At 43.6% G+C, this 17111-nt stretch carries 15 protein-coding genes; 7 read left to right on the forward strand and 8 right to left on the reverse strand.

Annotated features, from left to right (window positions below):
* Nucleotides 1-11 precede the first annotated feature (11 nt).
* From MVI27_RS05300 to MVI27_RS05325, 6 genes are read left to right on the forward strand one after another with little or no spacing between them, the layout of a single operon-like run.
* Entirely contained in the window at nucleotides 12-989 is a 978-nt protein-coding gene (locus MVI27_RS05300; protein WP_246959724.1) for an ABC transporter permease, read from the forward strand.
* Nucleotides 986-1939, forward strand: coding sequence for an iron chelate uptake ABC transporter family permease subunit (locus tag MVI27_RS05305; protein WP_246959725.1), 954 nt, complete (start codon nucleotides 986-988; stop codon nucleotides 1937-1939). Before MVI27_RS05300 ends, MVI27_RS05305 begins: the two co-directional genes overlap by 4 nt.
* Nucleotides 1936-2694: an iron ABC transporter ATP-binding protein gene (locus MVI27_RS05310; RefSeq protein ID WP_246959727.1), complete on the forward strand. Its 759-nt coding sequence runs from the start codon at nucleotides 1936-1938 to the stop codon at nucleotides 2692-2694. Before MVI27_RS05305 ends, MVI27_RS05310 begins: the two co-directional genes overlap by 4 nt.
* 5 nt (nucleotides 2695-2699) lie before the next feature.
* Entirely contained in the window at nucleotides 2700-3629 is a 930-nt protein-coding gene (locus tag MVI27_RS05315) for a siderophore ABC transporter substrate-binding protein (RefSeq protein WP_246959729.1), read from the forward strand.
* Nucleotide 3630: 1 nt separating this feature from the next.
* Nucleotides 3631-4047, forward strand: coding sequence for an EamA family transporter (locus tag MVI27_RS05320; RefSeq protein ID WP_246959732.1), 417 nt, complete (start codon nucleotides 3631-3633; stop codon nucleotides 4045-4047).
* 8 nt (nucleotides 4048-4055) lie between these two features.
* Nucleotides 4056-4868 carry a siderophore-interacting protein gene (locus MVI27_RS05325; protein ID WP_246959734.1) on the forward strand — a complete coding sequence of 271 codons (813 nt, stop codon included), beginning with the start codon at nucleotides 4056-4058 and terminating at the stop codon, nucleotides 4866-4868.
* A 120-nt stretch (nucleotides 4869-4988) separates the two neighbouring features.
* On the opposite strand, the gene MVI27_RS05330 is transcribed toward MVI27_RS05325, so the two are convergent.
* From MVI27_RS05330 to MVI27_RS05360, 7 genes are all read right to left on the reverse strand, one after another.
* Nucleotides 4989-5654, reverse strand: a complete 666-nt coding sequence (locus tag MVI27_RS05330) for a hypothetical protein (RefSeq protein ID WP_246959736.1) — start codon at nucleotides 5652-5654, stop codon at nucleotides 4989-4991.
* A 217-nt stretch (nucleotides 5655-5871) separates the two neighbouring features.
* Complete coding sequence (gene arfB, locus MVI27_RS05335) at nucleotides 5872-6264, reverse strand: alternative ribosome rescue aminoacyl-tRNA hydrolase ArfB (protein WP_246959737.1); 393 nt, start codon at nucleotides 6262-6264, stop codon at nucleotides 5872-5874.
* Nucleotides 6245-7285 (reverse strand): AMP-binding protein, encoded by a 1041-nt coding sequence (locus MVI27_RS05340; protein ID WP_246959740.1) that lies wholly within the window; start codon nucleotides 7283-7285, stop codon nucleotides 6245-6247. Before MVI27_RS05340 ends, arfB begins: the two co-directional genes overlap by 20 nt.
* Before the next feature lie 267 nt (nucleotides 7286-7552).
* On the reverse strand, nucleotides 7553-9313 hold the full coding sequence (argS, locus tag MVI27_RS05345; protein WP_246959742.1) for an arginine--tRNA ligase: 1761 nt from the start codon (nucleotides 9311-9313) through the stop codon (nucleotides 7553-7555).
* Between the two features lie 77 nt (nucleotides 9314-9390).
* Nucleotides 9391-9885, reverse strand: a complete 495-nt coding sequence (locus tag MVI27_RS05350) for a DUF4251 domain-containing protein (protein WP_246959743.1) — start codon at nucleotides 9883-9885, stop codon at nucleotides 9391-9393.
* Between the two features lie 76 nt (nucleotides 9886-9961).
* Nucleotides 9962-11419, reverse strand: a complete 1458-nt coding sequence (locus MVI27_RS05355; RefSeq protein WP_246959745.1) for a SusD/RagB family nutrient-binding outer membrane lipoprotein — start codon at nucleotides 11417-11419, stop codon at nucleotides 9962-9964.
* A gap of 10 nt (nucleotides 11420-11429) precedes the next feature.
* Nucleotides 11430-14429, reverse strand: coding sequence for a SusC/RagA family TonB-linked outer membrane protein (locus MVI27_RS05360; protein ID WP_246959746.1), 3000 nt, complete (start codon nucleotides 14427-14429; stop codon nucleotides 11430-11432).
* A 132-nt stretch (nucleotides 14430-14561) separates the two neighbouring features.
* On the opposite strand from MVI27_RS05360, the gene MVI27_RS05365 reads away from it, so the two are divergent.
* Nucleotides 14562-15179: a ribonuclease HII gene (locus MVI27_RS05365; protein ID WP_246959806.1), complete on the forward strand. Its 618-nt coding sequence runs from the start codon at nucleotides 14562-14564 to the stop codon at nucleotides 15177-15179.
* A 78-nt stretch (nucleotides 15180-15257) separates the two neighbouring features.
* Here MVI27_RS05365 and yidC read toward each other — a convergent pair whose 3' ends face one another.
* Nucleotides 15258-17060 (reverse strand): membrane protein insertase YidC, encoded by a 1803-nt coding sequence (yidC, locus tag MVI27_RS05370; RefSeq protein WP_246959747.1) that lies wholly within the window; start codon nucleotides 17058-17060, stop codon nucleotides 15258-15260.
* Between the last annotated feature and the right edge of the window lie 51 nt (nucleotides 17061-17111).

Genomic DNA, 17111 nt, shown 5'->3' on the forward strand with positions numbered 1-17111 from the left:
AAACAAACAAGATGCCTATACTTAAGAAGATAAAAATCACTTCTTACGCTTTAATTCGGATTTTCATCATATTAACTGTTTTTTCATCCTTTGCCTCAGTTCTCATTGGGGCAAAAGGCTTTTCCCTGCGTGATCTGATCGCCCGCGAACCGATGGAAGTAATGCTGTTCCTGGTCAGCAGGCTGCCGCGCACGCTTACCATTATTTTAACCGGTATTGGACTTAGTGTTTCGGGTCTGGTTATGCAGCAGATTACGCAAAACAAATTTGTATCTCCCACCACGGCAGGTACGCTGGAAGGTTCCAAACTGGGAATTCTGCTCAGCGTCATCCTGATTCCGTCTGCCGGTATGTTCGTAAAATCGCTGTTCGCCTTCGCTTTCACTTTTGCGGTATCGCTTATCTTCCTGAAAATGGTTAATAAAGTGCGCTTCCGCAATGTTATTTTTATTCCGATTGTCGGTTTGCTTTTCGGGGGTATTATCAATTCTGTCTCTACTTTTTTTGCGGTAAATTTTAATATTGTGCAAAGCATGAATACCTGGCTGGTCGGCGATTTTTCGGGGATTCTGCAGGGAAGATATGAACTGATGTACCTGACCATTCCACCAGTGATCGCCACCTACTTTTATGCCAACAGGTTTACGGCTGCCGGTATGGGGAAAGATTTTTCACAGAACATCGGGTTGAACTACAATGCCGTTATCTTTATTGGAATGCTGCTGATCTCTATTACAGTGGCGGTCACTACGTTGACGGCGGGCTCCATTACCTTCGTGGGGCTGGTGGCACCTAATATTATCAGCATGATGTATGGTGACCACACCCGGAAAACGCTTCCGGTGGTGGCGTTATTCGGGGCGCTGCTGCTGCTGTTCTGCGATGTGGCCGGACGGCTGATTATCTTCCCGTTTGAGGTGCCGATCGGTGTTACTGTCGGCATTACCGGCGGTCTGGTTTTTCTGCTTTTAATTTTACGTAAGAAATGAGTTTAGGTAAAAATAAAATAACATTTATTGTTCTGATATCGCTGCTGTGCACAGCCGTGTATCTCTTCTTCGGAATTAAGGGCGGAAACTTGTCCTTTGCACTGGAGTACAGAGGCATAAAGGCAGTGGCCATCCTGATTGTTTCCTGCTGCGTGGCTTTCTCGGCGGTTTCTTTCCAGACGATCACCGGTAACAAAATTCTCACTCCTTCCATCATGGGCTTTGAAGCGGTTTTTATGTTGCTCCAGAGTATGCTTGTATTCCTTTACAGCGATAAGACCTTTAAGGTGATGAACAGTTTCGAGAACTTCACGGTTTCCGTCTTATGTATGATGGCTTTTTCGATGCTGATGTACCTGCTTACCAAGAATAAAGGCAGAAACAACCTGTACCTGCTGCTGTTGGTCGGCCTGGTTTTCGGTTTGCTGATCGACTCTGTGAATTCTTTTATCCAGCTGCTGATTGACCCGAATGACTTCTTCATCATACAAGGGAAAATGTTTGCTTCATTTAATAAAATCAATAAGGATATTTTATGGTATGCCGGGGCTGTTATCGTTCCTCTGCTGGCCATCGGGCTGCGCTACCATAAAAAGCTGGATATTCTCTCTCTGGGCCGAGACCAGGCCATTAGTCTTGGCCTGAACTACCGGAAAACAGTGCGGAGCCTATTCCTGATTATAGCCGTCATGGTTTCGCTTTCCACGGCTCTGGTAGGGCCGGTGGGCTTTCTGGGCCTGCTCACCGCCAACCTGACCTATGAATTGCTGAAAACCTACCGGCACAAAATTATTTTACCGGTTTGCTGCCTGGTTACTTTTATTATTATTATCTCCGGTCAGTTTCTTACGGAACATGTTTTTAATTTAAAAACACCGGTAACCACCATCATCAATTTCTTTGGTGGAATTTACTTTTTATTGCTCATCCTGAATGCTAAAAAAATATGATCGAAATTAAAAATATCAGTAAAAGTTTCGGTGAACGCTCCATCCTGAAAGGGGTAGATCTGAAATTCGAGGAAGGGAAGATTACCGCACTCATTGGCAGTAATGGCGCTGGTAAGAGTACGCTGCTTTCTGTGATCAGCCGTTTGCTGAAACAGGACGAAGGCGTGGTCCTGATTAATGATAAAAACATCACGGAGTATAAAAACAAGGTGCTGGCGCAACAGCTGTCCATCCTAAAACAATTTAATAATACAGCGATCCGAATTACAGTGCGCGAGCTGATTTCCTTCGGCCGGTTCCCGTATTCCGAAAATAAACTTACAGAAAAGGATGAACAAAAAATCCGGGAAGCTATTGAGTTTCTGGGTCTGGAAGACCTGCAGGATTCTTTTCTGGATGAACTGAGCGGCGGCCAGAAACAGCGCGCTTACCTCGCGATGGTGGTGGCACAGGATACCCAGTACATTTTGCTGGATGAACCGCTTAATAATCTGGACATGAAGCATTCTGTACACATGATGAAAACGCTGCGCAAACTGTGTGATGAACTCAACAAAACCATCATCATTGTCTTGCACGACATCAATTTTGCGGCTTCTTTTTCTGACTATATCGTGGCGTTAAAGAACGGGAATGTGCAGTATTATGATAAAACTTCGCAAGTAATCAGGGAAGAAGTGCTCGAAGAAATTTTCGAGATCCCGTTTCGCATCACCCTATGCAACAACCGAAAAATTTGTAACTATTATATTTAACTATTATGAAAAAATTAGCATGTATTTTTGGTGCGGTGGCACTGGCTTTCACAACTTCGTGCTCCGACAGTAAAACAGCAGGAGATAACCAGGCAGAAACCGTTCAGATCATTCACGCGCTGGATACCGTTCAGGTGCCGAAGAATCCCCAAAGAATTGTGGTGCTGGATTACAGCGAACTGGAAGATCTGGATCTGATCGGCGCAAACGTGGTGGGTATGCCGAAAACAGGCCTGCCGGCGCATCTCAGCAAGTATGGTGATAACAAGGACATCGTTGATCTGGGCAGCCTGGTGGAAGTTAATATGGAAAAAATCAATGAGTTGCAGCCGGACCTGATTATCATCGGGGGTCGTTTGCAGGAGTCTTACCCGGAATTCTCCAAAATTGCACCTACAATGCTCCGGGAATGGAATACCGCCGACCAACTGGGTGCACTGAAAACAAATCTGGATAATCTCGGGAAAATCTTCAATAAGGAAGAAGTGTTCAATGAAGCGTACCGCAACATTGTGGCGAAGGCTGAAAGAATTAAAACCAAAGGAGAAGCCTCTGATAAGAAAGCGCTGGCAGTTCTTCATAACAAAGGAAAAATGAGTGCTTACGGAAAAGGTTCGCGTTTTGGGCTCATCCACGATATTCTCGGCGTTAAAGAAGCTGCCACTGGTCTGGATACCCACCTGCACGGAACCCGCGTTTCCAGCGAATTTTTGCTTGATAAAAACCCGGATATTCTGTTTGTAGTAGACCGCAGTGACGCCATCGGTGACAAAGCTCTTGACAAAACAGAGTTTGAGAATCAGCTCGTGAAAAATACCAATGCCTACAAGAATAACAAAATCGTATACCTGAATTCGCAGGTCTGGTATCTGGCCGGCGGTGGCGTTGCTTCCATTAATATGATGATGGACGAGGTGGAAAAGGCAATCGATTAAGATGTGGGCAGTGTACGCCCTGCTCTCTGCGCTGTTTGCTTCTTTCACAGCCATTACAGCTAAAACGGGAGTGGCCAACATAAATTCCAACCTGGCGACCGGCATCAGAACCATCATCGTTTTGGTGATGATCTGGCTGATTATCTGGGCCAGAAGCGAACACCGCGGCCTGGCTGCACTAAGCAGGTACAACTGGTTTTTCCTGGTGCTGTCGGGAATTTGTACCGGACTTTCCTGGATATTTTATTTTAAGGCGCTCAAGGAGGGAAACATTTCCCAGGTTGCGCTGCTGGATAAATTAAGTGTGGTATTTACGCTGGTACTGGCCGCGGTATTTCTTCAGGAAAAGCTGGATCTAAAGACGATGCTGGCCGCCAGTTTAATCGTAGGCGGAACTGTATTACTTTTATATAAATAATTAAAAATATGTCAAATAAAGGTCGAATTATCACAACGCTCGTTCGCAAGGAAAACCTGAGTCCACACCTGATCCGGTGTTATTTAACTGCTGATCACCTCGAGCAGTTTGCCGCTACCACCGTAGGCGATAACAACAAAATTGCCGTGCCGCCTGCCGGCCTCAATGAAGTTCATTTTCCGGAATATGATATGGAACGGCACGAATGGAAGTATCCACCGGCAGACCTAGCGCCCAAAATCAGAACCTATACCCACAGAGGACTGGATCTGGAAAAGAAGGAACTGATCATTGATTTTGTTAACCACGGGGAAACCGGTCCGGCCTCTTCCTGGGCCATCCATGCGAAACCCGGTGCTAAGCTGGGGGTAATGATGCGCACGGAAGCCAGCGAACTCTTCGCGCCTGCAGACTGGTATCTGCTGGCCGGTGATGCCACAGCTATTCCGGTGCTGAGTGTAATTCTGGAAGCTTTACCGGAAACGGCTGCCGGTGTCTGCATTATCGAAGTAAGCGAAGCAGCAGATATTATTCCGCTGGCCACGGAGGCGGATATTGAATTCCGGTGGGTGATTAATGACCAGCCGGAACACTACAGTAAAATTTATGATGAGGTACGAATGGTACTTCTGCCTTCGGGTTCCAAATTCGGATATGTAGCCGCAGAATTTTCCGCCGTGAAAGCGATCCGGCAGTATCTGCGCAAAGAAAAGAATTGGACCAACAAGGAGCTGTATGCCTATTCCTACTGGAAAGCCGGTGCTGCTGAAGATCAGTCGCAGGCTGACCGGCAGCGTGAAAAAAACGAATTTGCGGGATAGCGAAACAAAATGTCAACCGGGTGATTTTAGAATAAAAGCCGGTATAAACAAAGAAAAAATCCGCGGTGCCGTCAGGCACCGCGGATTTTCGTGTAATTACAAACTGTTTTTAGTAACCGTTTAAAACCGGAAAGCGGCACCCAAATTCAGGCCCACACGTGTCAGGCCTTCTTTTTCATCGTCACCCAGTGTTTTTGGCGAACCATCAATTTTAACAGCAGTAAGTGTTCCGGCCGTAAAGTTTAACTGCGGTCCGATCAGAAACGAGGGATTAACTGCATACATGTAACCGATTGTTCCGGATAATCCCAAGTTAGAACCCACAGTTTTTACGCTTCTGTAAGCCTGAGGACTTGAAAGAACATCTTCATAGCTGATCAAACCAAGTGCTAATTCATAGAAAAGCTTGTGAGGGGTCTCTTCATTAATGTTTGAATATAGCAGTGACGGTCCGATAAAAGTAATTTTATCCTTAGCATCCGCCTGGAACGGAATGAGATTACCGTTGTGATCCATATCTGTCAATGTTCCGTTTGCGGAAGTCGTGTATAAATTAAATTTTGCACCAAGGCTTAAGCTGCTGTTTATAGAATAATAAGCCGCCAGATCATAATTCATTCCGGACTTTAATTGTTTAATGAAATCTTTTGTAGTGCCCGGGATGCCATCCGGGATTTCGGCGGTGCGCCAGGCATAACCAATGCTTGGCATCAAGGTGATTTTCTTTTGTGCAAAGGACGCCGCCGGCAAAGCAGCCAACAGCAGAAAAAGGTATTTGTTTTTCATGTATAAAATTTTGCCAAATATATAAGTATTTCCTTTCCGGACAAACAATTATTTTCCATAAAATGAAGTACGCTGAGATATGTTTATAAATAAAATGTTGCGCTGATTAAATTTATAAAGGCAAGGAATGCAAAGCAATAAAAATGGTTGTAATACGCCGAAGTTTACGGTTGAAAATGGTAATAAAGCAAAGCGGCTGATTGTTATGTTTTAATAATCAGTATCTGAACCGGCGGTCATCTTTCTTTTGAGACAAACGTTTTTTGGCTTCGAGTCTTTTCTCGATTTTTGCTTTTCCGGGCTTGGTGGGTTTGCGGGCTTTCGGGAGGAAGAGTGCGGAGGCGACTATTTCCCGGAGGCGCAGGACTGCCTGTTTCTTGTTAAGAAGTTGCGTGCGGTGTTCCGAAGAAGTAAGTTGCAAAATGCCCTGCTGGCTGATTCTGTTTTTCAGTTTTCGGAAAATCAGGTCTTTTTCTTCATCGGAAAAGAAAGCACTGGCCGGAATATCCCAGAGCACAGTGACTGCCGTTTCCACTTTATTGACGTTCTGGCCGCCTGTACCGCTGCTGCGCGAGGTTTTATAGGTAAGTTCACTGGTGAAATCTTTCATTGCTTTTTAATATGTTCAACAGTTCAAGGCGACTTACTTTTCCGTTCGGTGTCCGCGGAAACTCCGGAATGAAAATTATTTCCTTCGGAAGGTGATTCCTGGTCGGGAATGTCAGATGTCTGATGTCATCTGTGAGCACAGAAGATTCCCCGCCTTCAATCGCCAAAACGAGTTTTTGACCCAGCTGTTCATCGGGAAGGCCAAGAAAAGCCAGTTCGCGATCGGTAACGGTATGCACCAAAGTTTCCAGTTGTTCCGGAAATATTTTAAGGCCGCCGGAATTGATGACATTGTCATATCTGCCCTGAAAAATAAAACTGTTGGTTCCGGTAAGTTCCACCAGGTCATTGGTCACAATGAGTTCTGCGGAAAGTTGTGGCGCCAGGATTTGCAGGCAACCGCGAGGGTCCAAAAATATCTGTACGCCGCTCAGCACGGTGAAGTCCGGAGCAGCTTTGGGAAAGATTTCTTTCAGCGCGATATGCGAAAGGGTTTCAGACATGCCGTAGGTCTCGTAGATTTTCACCTTCTTTTCATGGCCCTGCATCACGTTCTGAATTTTGGCTTTCAAAGCGGCAGAAACAGCAGCACCGCCAATAATGATGTTTCTGATCAGATGCAGTTTGTCCAGGGAATGTTCTACCTGCAGCGGAGTTAAAGCACAGAAATCAACGGTTTCTGCCAAGTGTTCCAGCGGACGCACAGATGGCTCGCTGACCATGAGTTTCAGCTGCTGCTCAATGGCGCGGACCACCATCATCTTGCCCGAAATATAGGCCACCGGCAAACACAGCAAAGCGCTATCTCCTGCCTGCAAACCCAGAAACCGACAGGTCATCCTGGCGGAGTGGCGCATTCTGTCTTTTTCGATTTCCAGAATTTTCGGAGTGCCGGTGGAGCCGGAAGTCTGTACCTGAACTGTTTCGGTTTCGCTGAACCATTCTTGCACGAACGCAAGTGTCTGCCGGTCGAAATCAGTGGCAGGTTCGGCATCGTGATAGTTTGGAAAAGAAATGTTCATGGTGGCAGCAGTAAATGTTAAAGATAAAAGTTTTGCGTGAAAGAAAGAAGCGCTGTGCGGGTGAAAGCCCGCACAGCGCTTTGTGTTGGCTTCCATCTAAGGAACCGGTTTTCCAGCGGCAGCGTTCCCTGCGTGAGGGCGGAGGCGGAAATCCTTTTCCGGTGTTCGGGCGGCAACTGCGTTGCCGCCCGAACACCGGAAAGATTGGGAGCCGGAGACCGACCCGGATCCGGCGGCTGCTGTGCAGCGCCGGGGCACGCCCTGATGCTACATGCGATTTACCGTGGAAATACCCAGTAAGTCAAGTCCTTTCTTAATGGTCTGTGCGGTGAGCGCGGAAAGTTGCAGACGGAAATTCCTGGCCTGCGCGTCTTCCTGATTGAGCACCGGTGTGTTCTGGTAAAAGGTGTTATAAATTTTCACCAGATCGTAGGTGTAATTTGCCACCAATGCCGGTGATAACGCTTCCGCTGCGCGGGAAATAACCTCGCGGAAATTGGCGAGTTGCATCACCAGATTTCGCTCATATTCATTCATTTCATAACCTGCAACATCAGTTTCTGCCGTATCTGCCTTCGCGAGCAAGGACTGAATCCGCGCATAAGTGTATTGAATGAAAGGCCCCGTATTCCCAGCGAAATCGATACTTTCTGCCGGGTTGAACATCATTTTCTTGCGGGGATCTACTTTGAGGATAAAGTATTTCAGCGCGCCCATCCCAACCGTTTCGTAGGATTGTTCCTTCTCGCTTTCGCTGAGGTTTTCCAGCTTGCCGAGTTCCTGCGCTTTGGCTTTGGCGGTTTCGTACATTTCCTGCATCAGTTCATCGGCATCCACCACGGTGCCTTCGCGGGATTTCATTTTGCCGGCCGGCAGTTCCACCATTCCATACGATAAGTGATAGAGCTGATCCGCCCAGGGATAACCGAGCTTTTTCAGGATTTTAAAGAGTACTTCGAAGTGATAGTCTTGCTCGTTTCCAACGGTATAGATGAGTTTTTGAATATTATTTTCTTCAAAACGCTGCACGGCGGTACCCAAGTCCTGGGTCATGTACACGGAAGTGCCGTCGCCTCGCAACAGTAATTTATGGTCCAGGCCTTCCTCCGACAAATCGCACCATACGGAGCCATCTTCCTTTTTATACAAAACACCGCTGACGAGCCCCTTTTGTATAAGGTCTTTGCCGAGCAGGTACGTGTTGCTTTCGTATTGAACCTGGTCGAAATCAACGCCCAGTCTTTGGTAGGTTTGGGCAAAACCGTCGTACACCCAACTGTTCATTTCCTGCCAGAGCTGACGTACGTTTTCGTCTTCCTTTTCCCAGTTGAGCAGCATTTGCTGTGCCTGTTTGATACTCGCTGCTTCTTTTTTGGCGCTTTCCTCACTGTGTCCCTGAGCTATCAGGTCGGCGATTTCTTCTTTATATTTTTTATCGAAGGCTACATAGTAATTGCCCACGAGTTTGTCGCCTTTCATCCCTGTGGAAGAAGGTGTTTCATTTTGGCCGGCCTGCTGCCAGGCGAGCATGGACTTGCAGATATGGATGCCGCGGTCGTTGATGATTTGTGTTTTGATCACATTGTAGCCATCTTCCTGCAGGATTTTGGCCACGGAATATCCGAGCAGATTGTTGCGGACGTGCCCGAGGTGCAAGGGTTTGTTGGTATTCGGTGAAGAATATTCAATCATGACCGTTTGATGACGGTCGGGACGGCTATTCAGATTTTCTTTGACTTCACGGAAGTGATCGAGGAAGAATTTATTTTTGATTTTCAGGTTCAGGAATCCTTTGACCACATGATAGCTTTCTGTGAAATCGGACATGGTCATAAAGGCATCGCCGAGTTCCATGGCGATTACATCAGGACTTTTGCGCAGCATTTTCACCAGTGGAAAAGTAACGACGGTGAAGTCCCCATCAAATCCGGTTTTATTCTGTTGCACTTCAAGCGGAGCCTCTACCAGTTGATAGACCGTGTGTACAATTTCGGCAAGTTTCTGTTGTATTTTATCTTTAATGTCCATGGGTTTATTTAAGAGACAAATATACTGAAATTAAAAAACCACCCGGTGAGGGGTGGTCTGCAATTAAATAGTGTTTGTTAAGGTTTTAAATATCCTGTAAATAGGAGTGGTTTCTGCGCAGGTCCTTCAACTGAGCAATCGATTTTACCCTCTTTATCAACCTCCATTTTTATCAGGTTTATGTTCGTATTATCTTTTAAAATGTAATTAACTAGGATAGACCCATCAGGCAAGGCCTTTCTTGCAGCTGTGAAGTCTTCCGAATTCACTCTTAAAGAAAACTTGCTAATTGAATTCTCGTGGTCTGTAGACGGAAGATTAATTATCAGTTTGTCATGTGTTACTTGGATGCCGATATTCTCATCTGAATTTACGGGAATGTTGGTTTGTGCAATTCTTCCAGTGCCGGCGGGTGCAGAGAACGATAATCTGTTTTCAAAATTTTTAGCGACAAAAGTAAAATTATTGCTAAATATCTTTGCCTGAATCTGATCCTGTGACATTCTGTTTGTGGTACAAGCTGACACGAGTAAAACAGCCACAAGTAAAATGGAGTAATGGAAATTTCTCATCTCGAATTTTTGTGAAGGTGTTAGTGAAAATTGGAAAAAGCCACTCATATGAGTGGCTTCATTAGTTATAGTGCAATTAATTTTTATCCCAGAACACTCTTGAACTGTAAATGTCTCCTCCTTCAATCTTAGCTGAGGCTGCAGTAACATTAGCAGCATTGTTATTTTTCTCGCCAATTGGATACGGCATTCTTCGAACTAATCCATGAACTGCGGTAGGTGCAGGTGGCAATATAGGATAATCCAATCTTCTCCAGAAATACCATGCTTCAAAACCTTTATTAAACATTGCTATCCAAGCGGCTTCACCGATAGATTTTTTCCAGTTGGTAGGATCGTAAGGATGAGCAGCTAAGAAAGCATCAGTTTCTGCTTGATCTACACCCCATTCTTCCATGGAAGAGGTTATTGCTTCTTGATAGTATTGATTCGCCGAAGCGCCTACGTTATATCCCCGTGCTGCAGCTTCAGCTAACATAAATTGGACATTCACATGGTCAAATATTTCGCCTGGAGCATCTCTTAATTTAATCCGATCTGCAAGTTTTGAATAATTTGCATAAGTATTTAATAGCCCATAGACGCCTCCTTTATATGTTCCATCAGGAGCAGGTGTAAAATATTTAGGGATTCTAGGATCATCATTAGCTTTCATAAAATTAACATAGATGTCTGAAGGCAAGAAGTCATTTCTGCCATTAGCGACCAAGTTAAGATATACAGGGTTAGAGAAATTTCCATTATCAAATTGAAATTCGAAATCATCTTCAGCATTTTCGATTACTCCATCGGCATACGCACTTTCTACAAGTGTTTTTGATTGGCTAGGATTAACATCAGCTAAATTTAAACCCATTCTCAACTTGATAGTATTTAATACTAGATTCCATTGTTCCATGTTTCCATAATAGAAGGGATCGTTGTTATAGCCAGGAAAATTAGGATCAATTTTAGCATCTACAGCATTAATTCGCTGTATTAAGTCAGAATAGATTGTTGCTGCGTCATCATATTTTGGCTGTAGAATTAAATCACCTGAAGTAGATTTTAAAGCCTCGGAGTAAGGGACGTCCCCAAAAGAATCAACCAGTGTAGCCCAGCCGTATATTGACAAAATTTCGAGAACAGCCATTTTATTTGCTTTAATTTTAGCCTGTTGTGCCGGTGTAAGGGCAGTATCTTGTTGTTCTGATTCTAAAAATATCTTTGCTTTAGCCAAGGGGCCTAAAACTTCTCTATAAGTATTATTCCAATAATACTGGTTTTGATTTCGCTGTTCAAAGAAATAATTAGTTTCAGTTGTGTATGTAGTTTCTGTCCACTGTTGCGTGAAGAAGCGGGTAATATTTTCATTTACACTCGCAGACACATGCGCATTAGCGAGATAATACGATACGGTCGATAGCAAGTTCTCTGTTGGTACCACACTTGGATTTTTTGGGTCGACATTTATTGCTGAAATATCTCGTTCGCAGGACGTAAAAGTAAGTGCAACTATGGACAGTGCTCCTACTATTTTTATTATTTTTTTCATTAGAATTAGATTAAAATTTAATATTTACATTAAAGCCAATATCTCTGGTGGTTGGTAAAACGCCAATAGAGTTTCCTCTAGATCGCAAGCCGCCACCCACTCCGGCTTCGGGATCTGCATATGGCAAGTTTTTGTGAATGATCCATAAGTTTCGGCCAACGATTGAAAGAGTAACATCTTCCAAGAATGTACTGGCCAAGATTGTTTTAGGTAAAGTATACGATATACTAGCTTCTCTAAGTTTTACATACGAAGCATCATATATATATCGGCTGTTTGGAGCATTCGTATACCCTTCTGGCTGGTAACTGTAGTAATTATTTGCGTTTAGTTGTGGTGTAGTTCCGTTAGCTCTATATCCTCCAACAATTAGCGTATTGGGATTTCCGTTTGCAGTAACACCAGGTAATACTACACCGGATGGACTTCTCCATTCTGGACTTACAGTATCTGCGTAGAGTCCGCCTGCATACCCGTACCATAAATCGGTAGAAAAAGTGTCTCCTCCCTGTTGGACGTCTACAAGAAAGCTTAAGCTTAAGCCCTTGTACATAAGCGAGTTGCGAACTCCTCCTGTCCAATCTGGGGTTATGTTGCCAATTACTTTTGGATCAGATTTCGCCCAAAATCCACCACCGACACCAGCAGCGTTAGGAGAAGTTACTACCCTTTGTCCATTTTCATGGTAAACATAATCTGTACCGACCAATGTGCCAAATGCTTGACCAACACTTGCATTAAGAGTTACTCCTCCTTGGTAAAGCCCCAATTGGTAATTGTCGACACCATTCAGGTCAACAACAGTATTTGTGTTTTTAGCCCAGTTTGCGGTGATATCCCATGTAAAATTAGTGTTCTTTATAGGAGTTAAATTTAATGCAACTTCAACACCTTCATTATCTATCTGACCTGCATTAAATACCATAGCATTATAGCCTGTGGCATTTGAAATCGGTAAACTTATTATCTGATCAAATGTTTTTGATTTATAATACGCTACGTCTAAGCCAATTCTCCGTTTAAGGAATTGCATCTCTGTACCAAATTCAAACTCTTTAGATCGTTCTGGTTTTAGTTCGCTGTTCCGTAGAGTGTTAGAAGTATCAAACAATACTACTCCTTGGTAAATACCAGGGGTGGTGTAGGTGTTAATAAGCTGATAAGCGGATGTTGCTCCTCCTACCACAGCATAATTTCCTCTAAGTTTCCAAAAACTTAACCAATCTTGATTTAATAAGTTCGATAGGATAACTGCACCAGAAACGGAACCATATCCAAAAACCCTGTTATCTTTTGGTAGAGTAGATGATTTATCGAGTCTGTAAGTGCCGTCAATATAATATGTATCCTCATATCCTAATGAAGCAGTGGCATATACTCCTCCTGTTACAATCCTTCCCAAAGTTTCACTCATAGGAAGGATTGATTCGTTTGAGTTAGATATAGCATACAGGTTAGGAATCAGTAATCCGCCTTCAGTAGAAATATATGTATTTGAATTTGTGTTTCTTCTAACGTTACCACCAATAAGACCTGAAATGTCTAAATTATCACTAAGATCAAACCCATAGTTTAGGAATGTGTCGAAATTTATTTCTGTATTTCTAATATTTTGCCTGGAGTAGCCTGATCCAACAGGATTACCTGAAGCGCCCCAATCCCTTGCAACAGAACCAACTGCTAATCGGTTTTCAATTAACATATCCATCAAATCATATGATAATTTTGCCGTTAAACCAATTTTTTTGGTGAAATTGTATGTCAGGGACGCATAAGAAAAGTTTCTTGTTCTCTCATCACTTTGATAGCTTTCATATCTTTGGAAATAGGGATTATCCCAATAATAAGGAGTAAGATCGTCATATGAGTGCCAGTTCCAAGTAACGTTCTGTCTAGTTCTATTGTACGCATCACGCAGTTTAAAGATGTCTGCATCTACGTTCCACCATTGTCTGAATGCAGACATTTGGTTATCAGAATAACCTGTTTCATTTCTGCCTTTAGTATCCTGTAATGTTAAGCTACTATACACTGATGCAGTTAATTTATCGGTTAAATCATAATTGAATTTAGCTGACAATGTGTTTTTACGAAGCTCTGAATTTGGAAGAATACCATTCATCAACTGATTTGTGTAATTAATCAATATGTTGGATCTTTCTCCAGCTTTTTGCAATGAGAGAGAGTTGACGTATGAAGTAGAAGTTTCAAAAAAGTCTACAGGTGTATGCTCTCCCGCTATGTAAGGATTTAGTTTACCATAATTTGGTGAAGATGGATCAAAAGAATCCCATGTATAAACTAAACTTCCATCATATCTTGGCCCAAAAGATGCGTCGTCACTAAAGTTTGCATAACCGTCTTCGTTGAAATAATCACCGTAACCTCCGCCATACTGATTTTGATATTTAGGAAATGTGCTTTTATCGATTGTTCCAACGGTTAGTCCACTATTAAGCGTTATACCCCATCTATTATCATTTTTACCGCGGCCTGATTTGGTAGTGATTACAATTACACCATTTAAACCTCTTTCACCATATAGCGCTGATGCTGCAGCACCTTTTAAAACGTTGATCGACTCAATGTCTTCTTGATTTATGTCTGAAAGGTAATTGCCATAATCATATTGTCCCGAAAGAGAGGAGTTACTTACTGGAGAACCATCTATGACAATTAAAGGCCCCCCCCCACTTAGTGATTTGTAGCCTCTAATAACTAGGTTGGAACTGCCGCCGAAGTTATTGTTAGTATTAACCTGTAATCCCGCAACCTTACCAGACAGTTGCGATGCAACATTTCCAGTATTAGTTGTTCCATCAGTTAAAACACCACTTTTAATTTCTTGAGAGGAGTACCCTAAAGACTTTTTCTCTCTCTTAATACCAAGAGCCGTAACTACCACACCCTCGATGTCTTGTGTCTTAACTGTGTCTCTTGTCTGCGCATTTACCAAAGCAAATGACGACGTGAGAACTACAGCCAAAACACTTGTTGTAAGTTTCTTCATATCAAATTAATTTTTTCATTAAAACAAATGTGCAAACAATTCCTGAAACAGCCAAATGTTTTCTTAAAAAAATCTTAATTAAATTGTAACTTTGCTATTCGGATGTATTAATAGGTATAAATAGAAGAATTGATAAAGTTGAAGAAAAAATGGACGAAATACGCCATTGAAGCTGGTTGCGATGAAGTCGGGCGCGGTTGCCTTGCCGGGCCGGTCGTAGCCGCAGCAGTAATTCTGAAAAAAAATTTTAAGCAAAATTTAGTTAACGATTCTAAAAAGTTAACAGCACTGAGAAGGCTGGAACTGGATGAGGTTATTAAAAAAGGCTGCGTGGCCTGGGCTGTTGCCGAACTGCCGCCGGCGTATATCGACGAGCATAATATTCTCAATGCGAGCATTCATGCCATGCATCACGCTTTGGGCAATTTAGAGGTACAGCCCGAAGTCATCTTAGTGGACGGCAACCGCTTTCATCCCTACCGCGATGTACCGCACGAATGTATTGTGAAAGGTGATGCCAAATTGCTATCGATCGCATGCGCTTCTATTCTCGCGAAGAATTACCGTGATGCAATGATGATTAAGTTACACGATGAATTTCCGCATTACGGCTGGAACCGCAATATGGGTTATGCGACGAAGGCGCATCAGCAGGGTCTGATTGATTTTGGACCGACGATCTACCACCGCCGGTCTTTCAGGCTGGATTATTCAGTGGCAGAAGAAGTTGCTATAGAAATGGAAATGTAGTTGGAGATTATAACTAAAATACAAATAGAACGCGGCACCGGAATATTCCGGTGCCGCGTTTTACCTTAGTCGTTACAATTATTTCTTGCGTTTTTGTTGCTGCTGTTGCTGCATCCTCTGTTGTTCCTGTGCCTGCTCCATCATCTCCCGCATGCGCTTCTGGAAACGGCCTTCTTTCTTCGGCTCTTTCTGCTTGTTGGCCTGAATCTGTGCATGTATTTTCTTCTCATCCAAAATCCAGTACTTAATCACCAAAATAATCAGAATGTTAATTCCATTGGACACAAAGTAGTACCAGGATAACCCGGAAGCGGCCGTGTTCAGGAAGAACATAAAGAAGATCGGGAAGATGTACATCAGTACCTTCATGTTCGGCATTCCCTCCTGCGTGGGCTGCTGCATATTTCCGGCGGTCATCATGGTATAAATCAAGACCACGATGGTACACATAATTGCGAACAAACTCAAATGATCTCCCAATAACGGGATGGTAAACGGAAGTTTGATCACATCGTCATAAGCCGTCAGGTCTTTGGCGAACCAGAAACTCTTGCCGCGCAGATCAATCATATTCGGGAAGAAACGGAAGAGCGCGTAGAAAATCGGCACCTGCAGTAAACCCGGTAAACAGCCGGCCATCTGATTCACACCGGCCTTTCGGTACACGGCCATCGTTTCCTGCTGCTTGCGCATTGGGTCTGCATCTTTAAATTTAGCATTCACTTCGTCGATTTCCGGACGAATCACCCGCATCATCGCGCTCAGTTTGTGTTGCTTAAACATCACCGGCGACAGGATAATTTTCACGATAATCGTCATCAGGAAAATAACCCAACCGGCGGTAAGTCCCCAGCTGCTGATGATATTGTACATCGGAATAAAGAACCAGCGGTTCAGCGATCCAATGAACGACCAGCCCAATGGCAATAATTCATCGAAGTTTTTATCGTACTGTTTCAGTAATGGCAAATCCAGCGGAACAAAATACCATTTGAAATTCTGGTTCAGTTCGTTTCCGGCTAAATCCACAGAGCCGTTGAAATTAAATTTCTTCAGATATTCTCCTTCCTCGATCACATCCTGATATCCGTTCGAATTTTTAAAACCGGTTTGCGGTTCAATGACCATGGCGAAAAACTGCTGCTTAATAGCGAGCCAGTTCAGCGTTTCCTTTGGTTCCTCCATAGAGGTCCGGCCGTCGTAATCGAAACTTTTATAGTTATCAAAAGCATAGTTAAACTCTGTGTGAGATTGCTCCTGGCTGCGGCCTTTCTCCTGCTGACGCGCCGTGAAATCCCAGATGAAGTTTGCTTTGGAATCGGAAACCAGCTGGCCGAGGCCCTGCGTTTTTACATTAAAATCGACGGTGTATTTATCCAGTAGTGTATAAATAAACTGAATAACAGCGCCATTGGCATTTGCTTGCAGTGTTACGGTATTGCCGTTTTGACTCGGTGTAAAAACAAGGTCCTTGGTATTAAAAGTTTTCCCTGTCTTGTCGCGGAACTGGAAACCATAAGACGAATTGTTTTTCTGGAAAAGCAACAGGTCTTTATCGTTGGTATCGCTTTTAGGATTGTACGCGTGATATTCATTTAGTTTCACGGACGAAAGCTGGCCACCCAGCGTTGAAATCGAAAGCGTAAGTTCCTTGTTTTTAAGTTCAACCTGCTGAATGGAAGTGGTTTGCACACTGTCATTCAGGTTGGTAATCGTCGCAGGTTTGGTCGCTTCGTTCGGCGCCTGGGTTACTGTTTTGTTAACTGGTGGTTGCTCGGGCTGCTCTTTGGACTGGAAATACATCATGGCACCCATGACGATTAAAGTAAAAAGCATAAAGAACATCAGCTGTTTCTTATCTACACCGTTGTTTTGCTGCATTATAAATTTAATTTTAAGATAAAAGGAAACGGCTGTTCAATGCCCGTTTTT

Origin of the sequence: Chryseobacterium salipaludis (assembly GCF_022968825.1) — a bacterium.
GTDB classification, from domain to species: Bacteria; Bacteroidota; Bacteroidia; order Flavobacteriales; family Weeksellaceae; genus Kaistella; species Kaistella salipaludis.

Coding starts and splice junctions, on each gene's coding strand:
- MVI27_RS05300 (WP_246959724.1), top strand. CDS start 12: ATGCCTATACTTAAGAAGATAAAAATCACTTCTTACGCTTTAATTCGG.
- MVI27_RS05305 (WP_246959725.1), top strand. CDS start 986: ATGAGTTTAGGTAAAAATAAAATAACATTTATTGTTCTGATATCGCTG.
- MVI27_RS05310 (WP_246959727.1), top strand. CDS start 1,936: ATGATCGAAATTAAAAATATCAGTAAAAGTTTCGGTGAACGCTCCATC.
- MVI27_RS05315 (WP_246959729.1), top strand. CDS start 2,700: ATGAAAAAATTAGCATGTATTTTTGGTGCGGTGGCACTGGCTTTCACA.
- MVI27_RS05320 (WP_246959732.1), top strand. CDS start 3,631: ATGTGGGCAGTGTACGCCCTGCTCTCTGCGCTGTTTGCTTCTTTCACA.
- MVI27_RS05325 (WP_246959734.1), top strand. CDS start 4,056: ATGTCAAATAAAGGTCGAATTATCACAACGCTCGTTCGCAAGGAAAAC.
- MVI27_RS05330 (WP_246959736.1), bottom strand. CDS start 5,654: ATGAAAAACAAATACCTTTTTCTGCTGTTGGCTGCTTTGCCGGCGGCG.
- arfB (WP_246959737.1), bottom strand. CDS start 6,264: ATGAAAGATTTCACCAGTGAACTTACCTATAAAACCTCGCGCAGCAGC.
- MVI27_RS05340 (WP_246959740.1), bottom strand. CDS start 7,285: ATGAACATTTCTTTTCCAAACTATCACGATGCCGAACCTGCCACTGAT.
- argS (WP_246959742.1), bottom strand. CDS start 9,313: ATGGACATTAAAGATAAAATACAACAGAAACTTGCCGAAATTGTACAC.
- MVI27_RS05350 (WP_246959743.1), bottom strand. CDS start 9,885: ATGAGAAATTTCCATTACTCCATTTTACTTGTGGCTGTTTTACTCGTG.
- MVI27_RS05355 (WP_246959745.1), bottom strand. CDS start 11,419: ATGAAAAAAATAATAAAAATAGTAGGAGCACTGTCCATAGTTGCACTT.
- MVI27_RS05360 (WP_246959746.1), bottom strand. CDS start 14,429: ATGAAGAAACTTACAACAAGTGTTTTGGCTGTAGTTCTCACGTCGTCA.
- yidC (WP_246959747.1), bottom strand. CDS start 17,060: ATGCAGCAAAACAACGGTGTAGATAAGAAACAGCTGATGTTCTTTATG.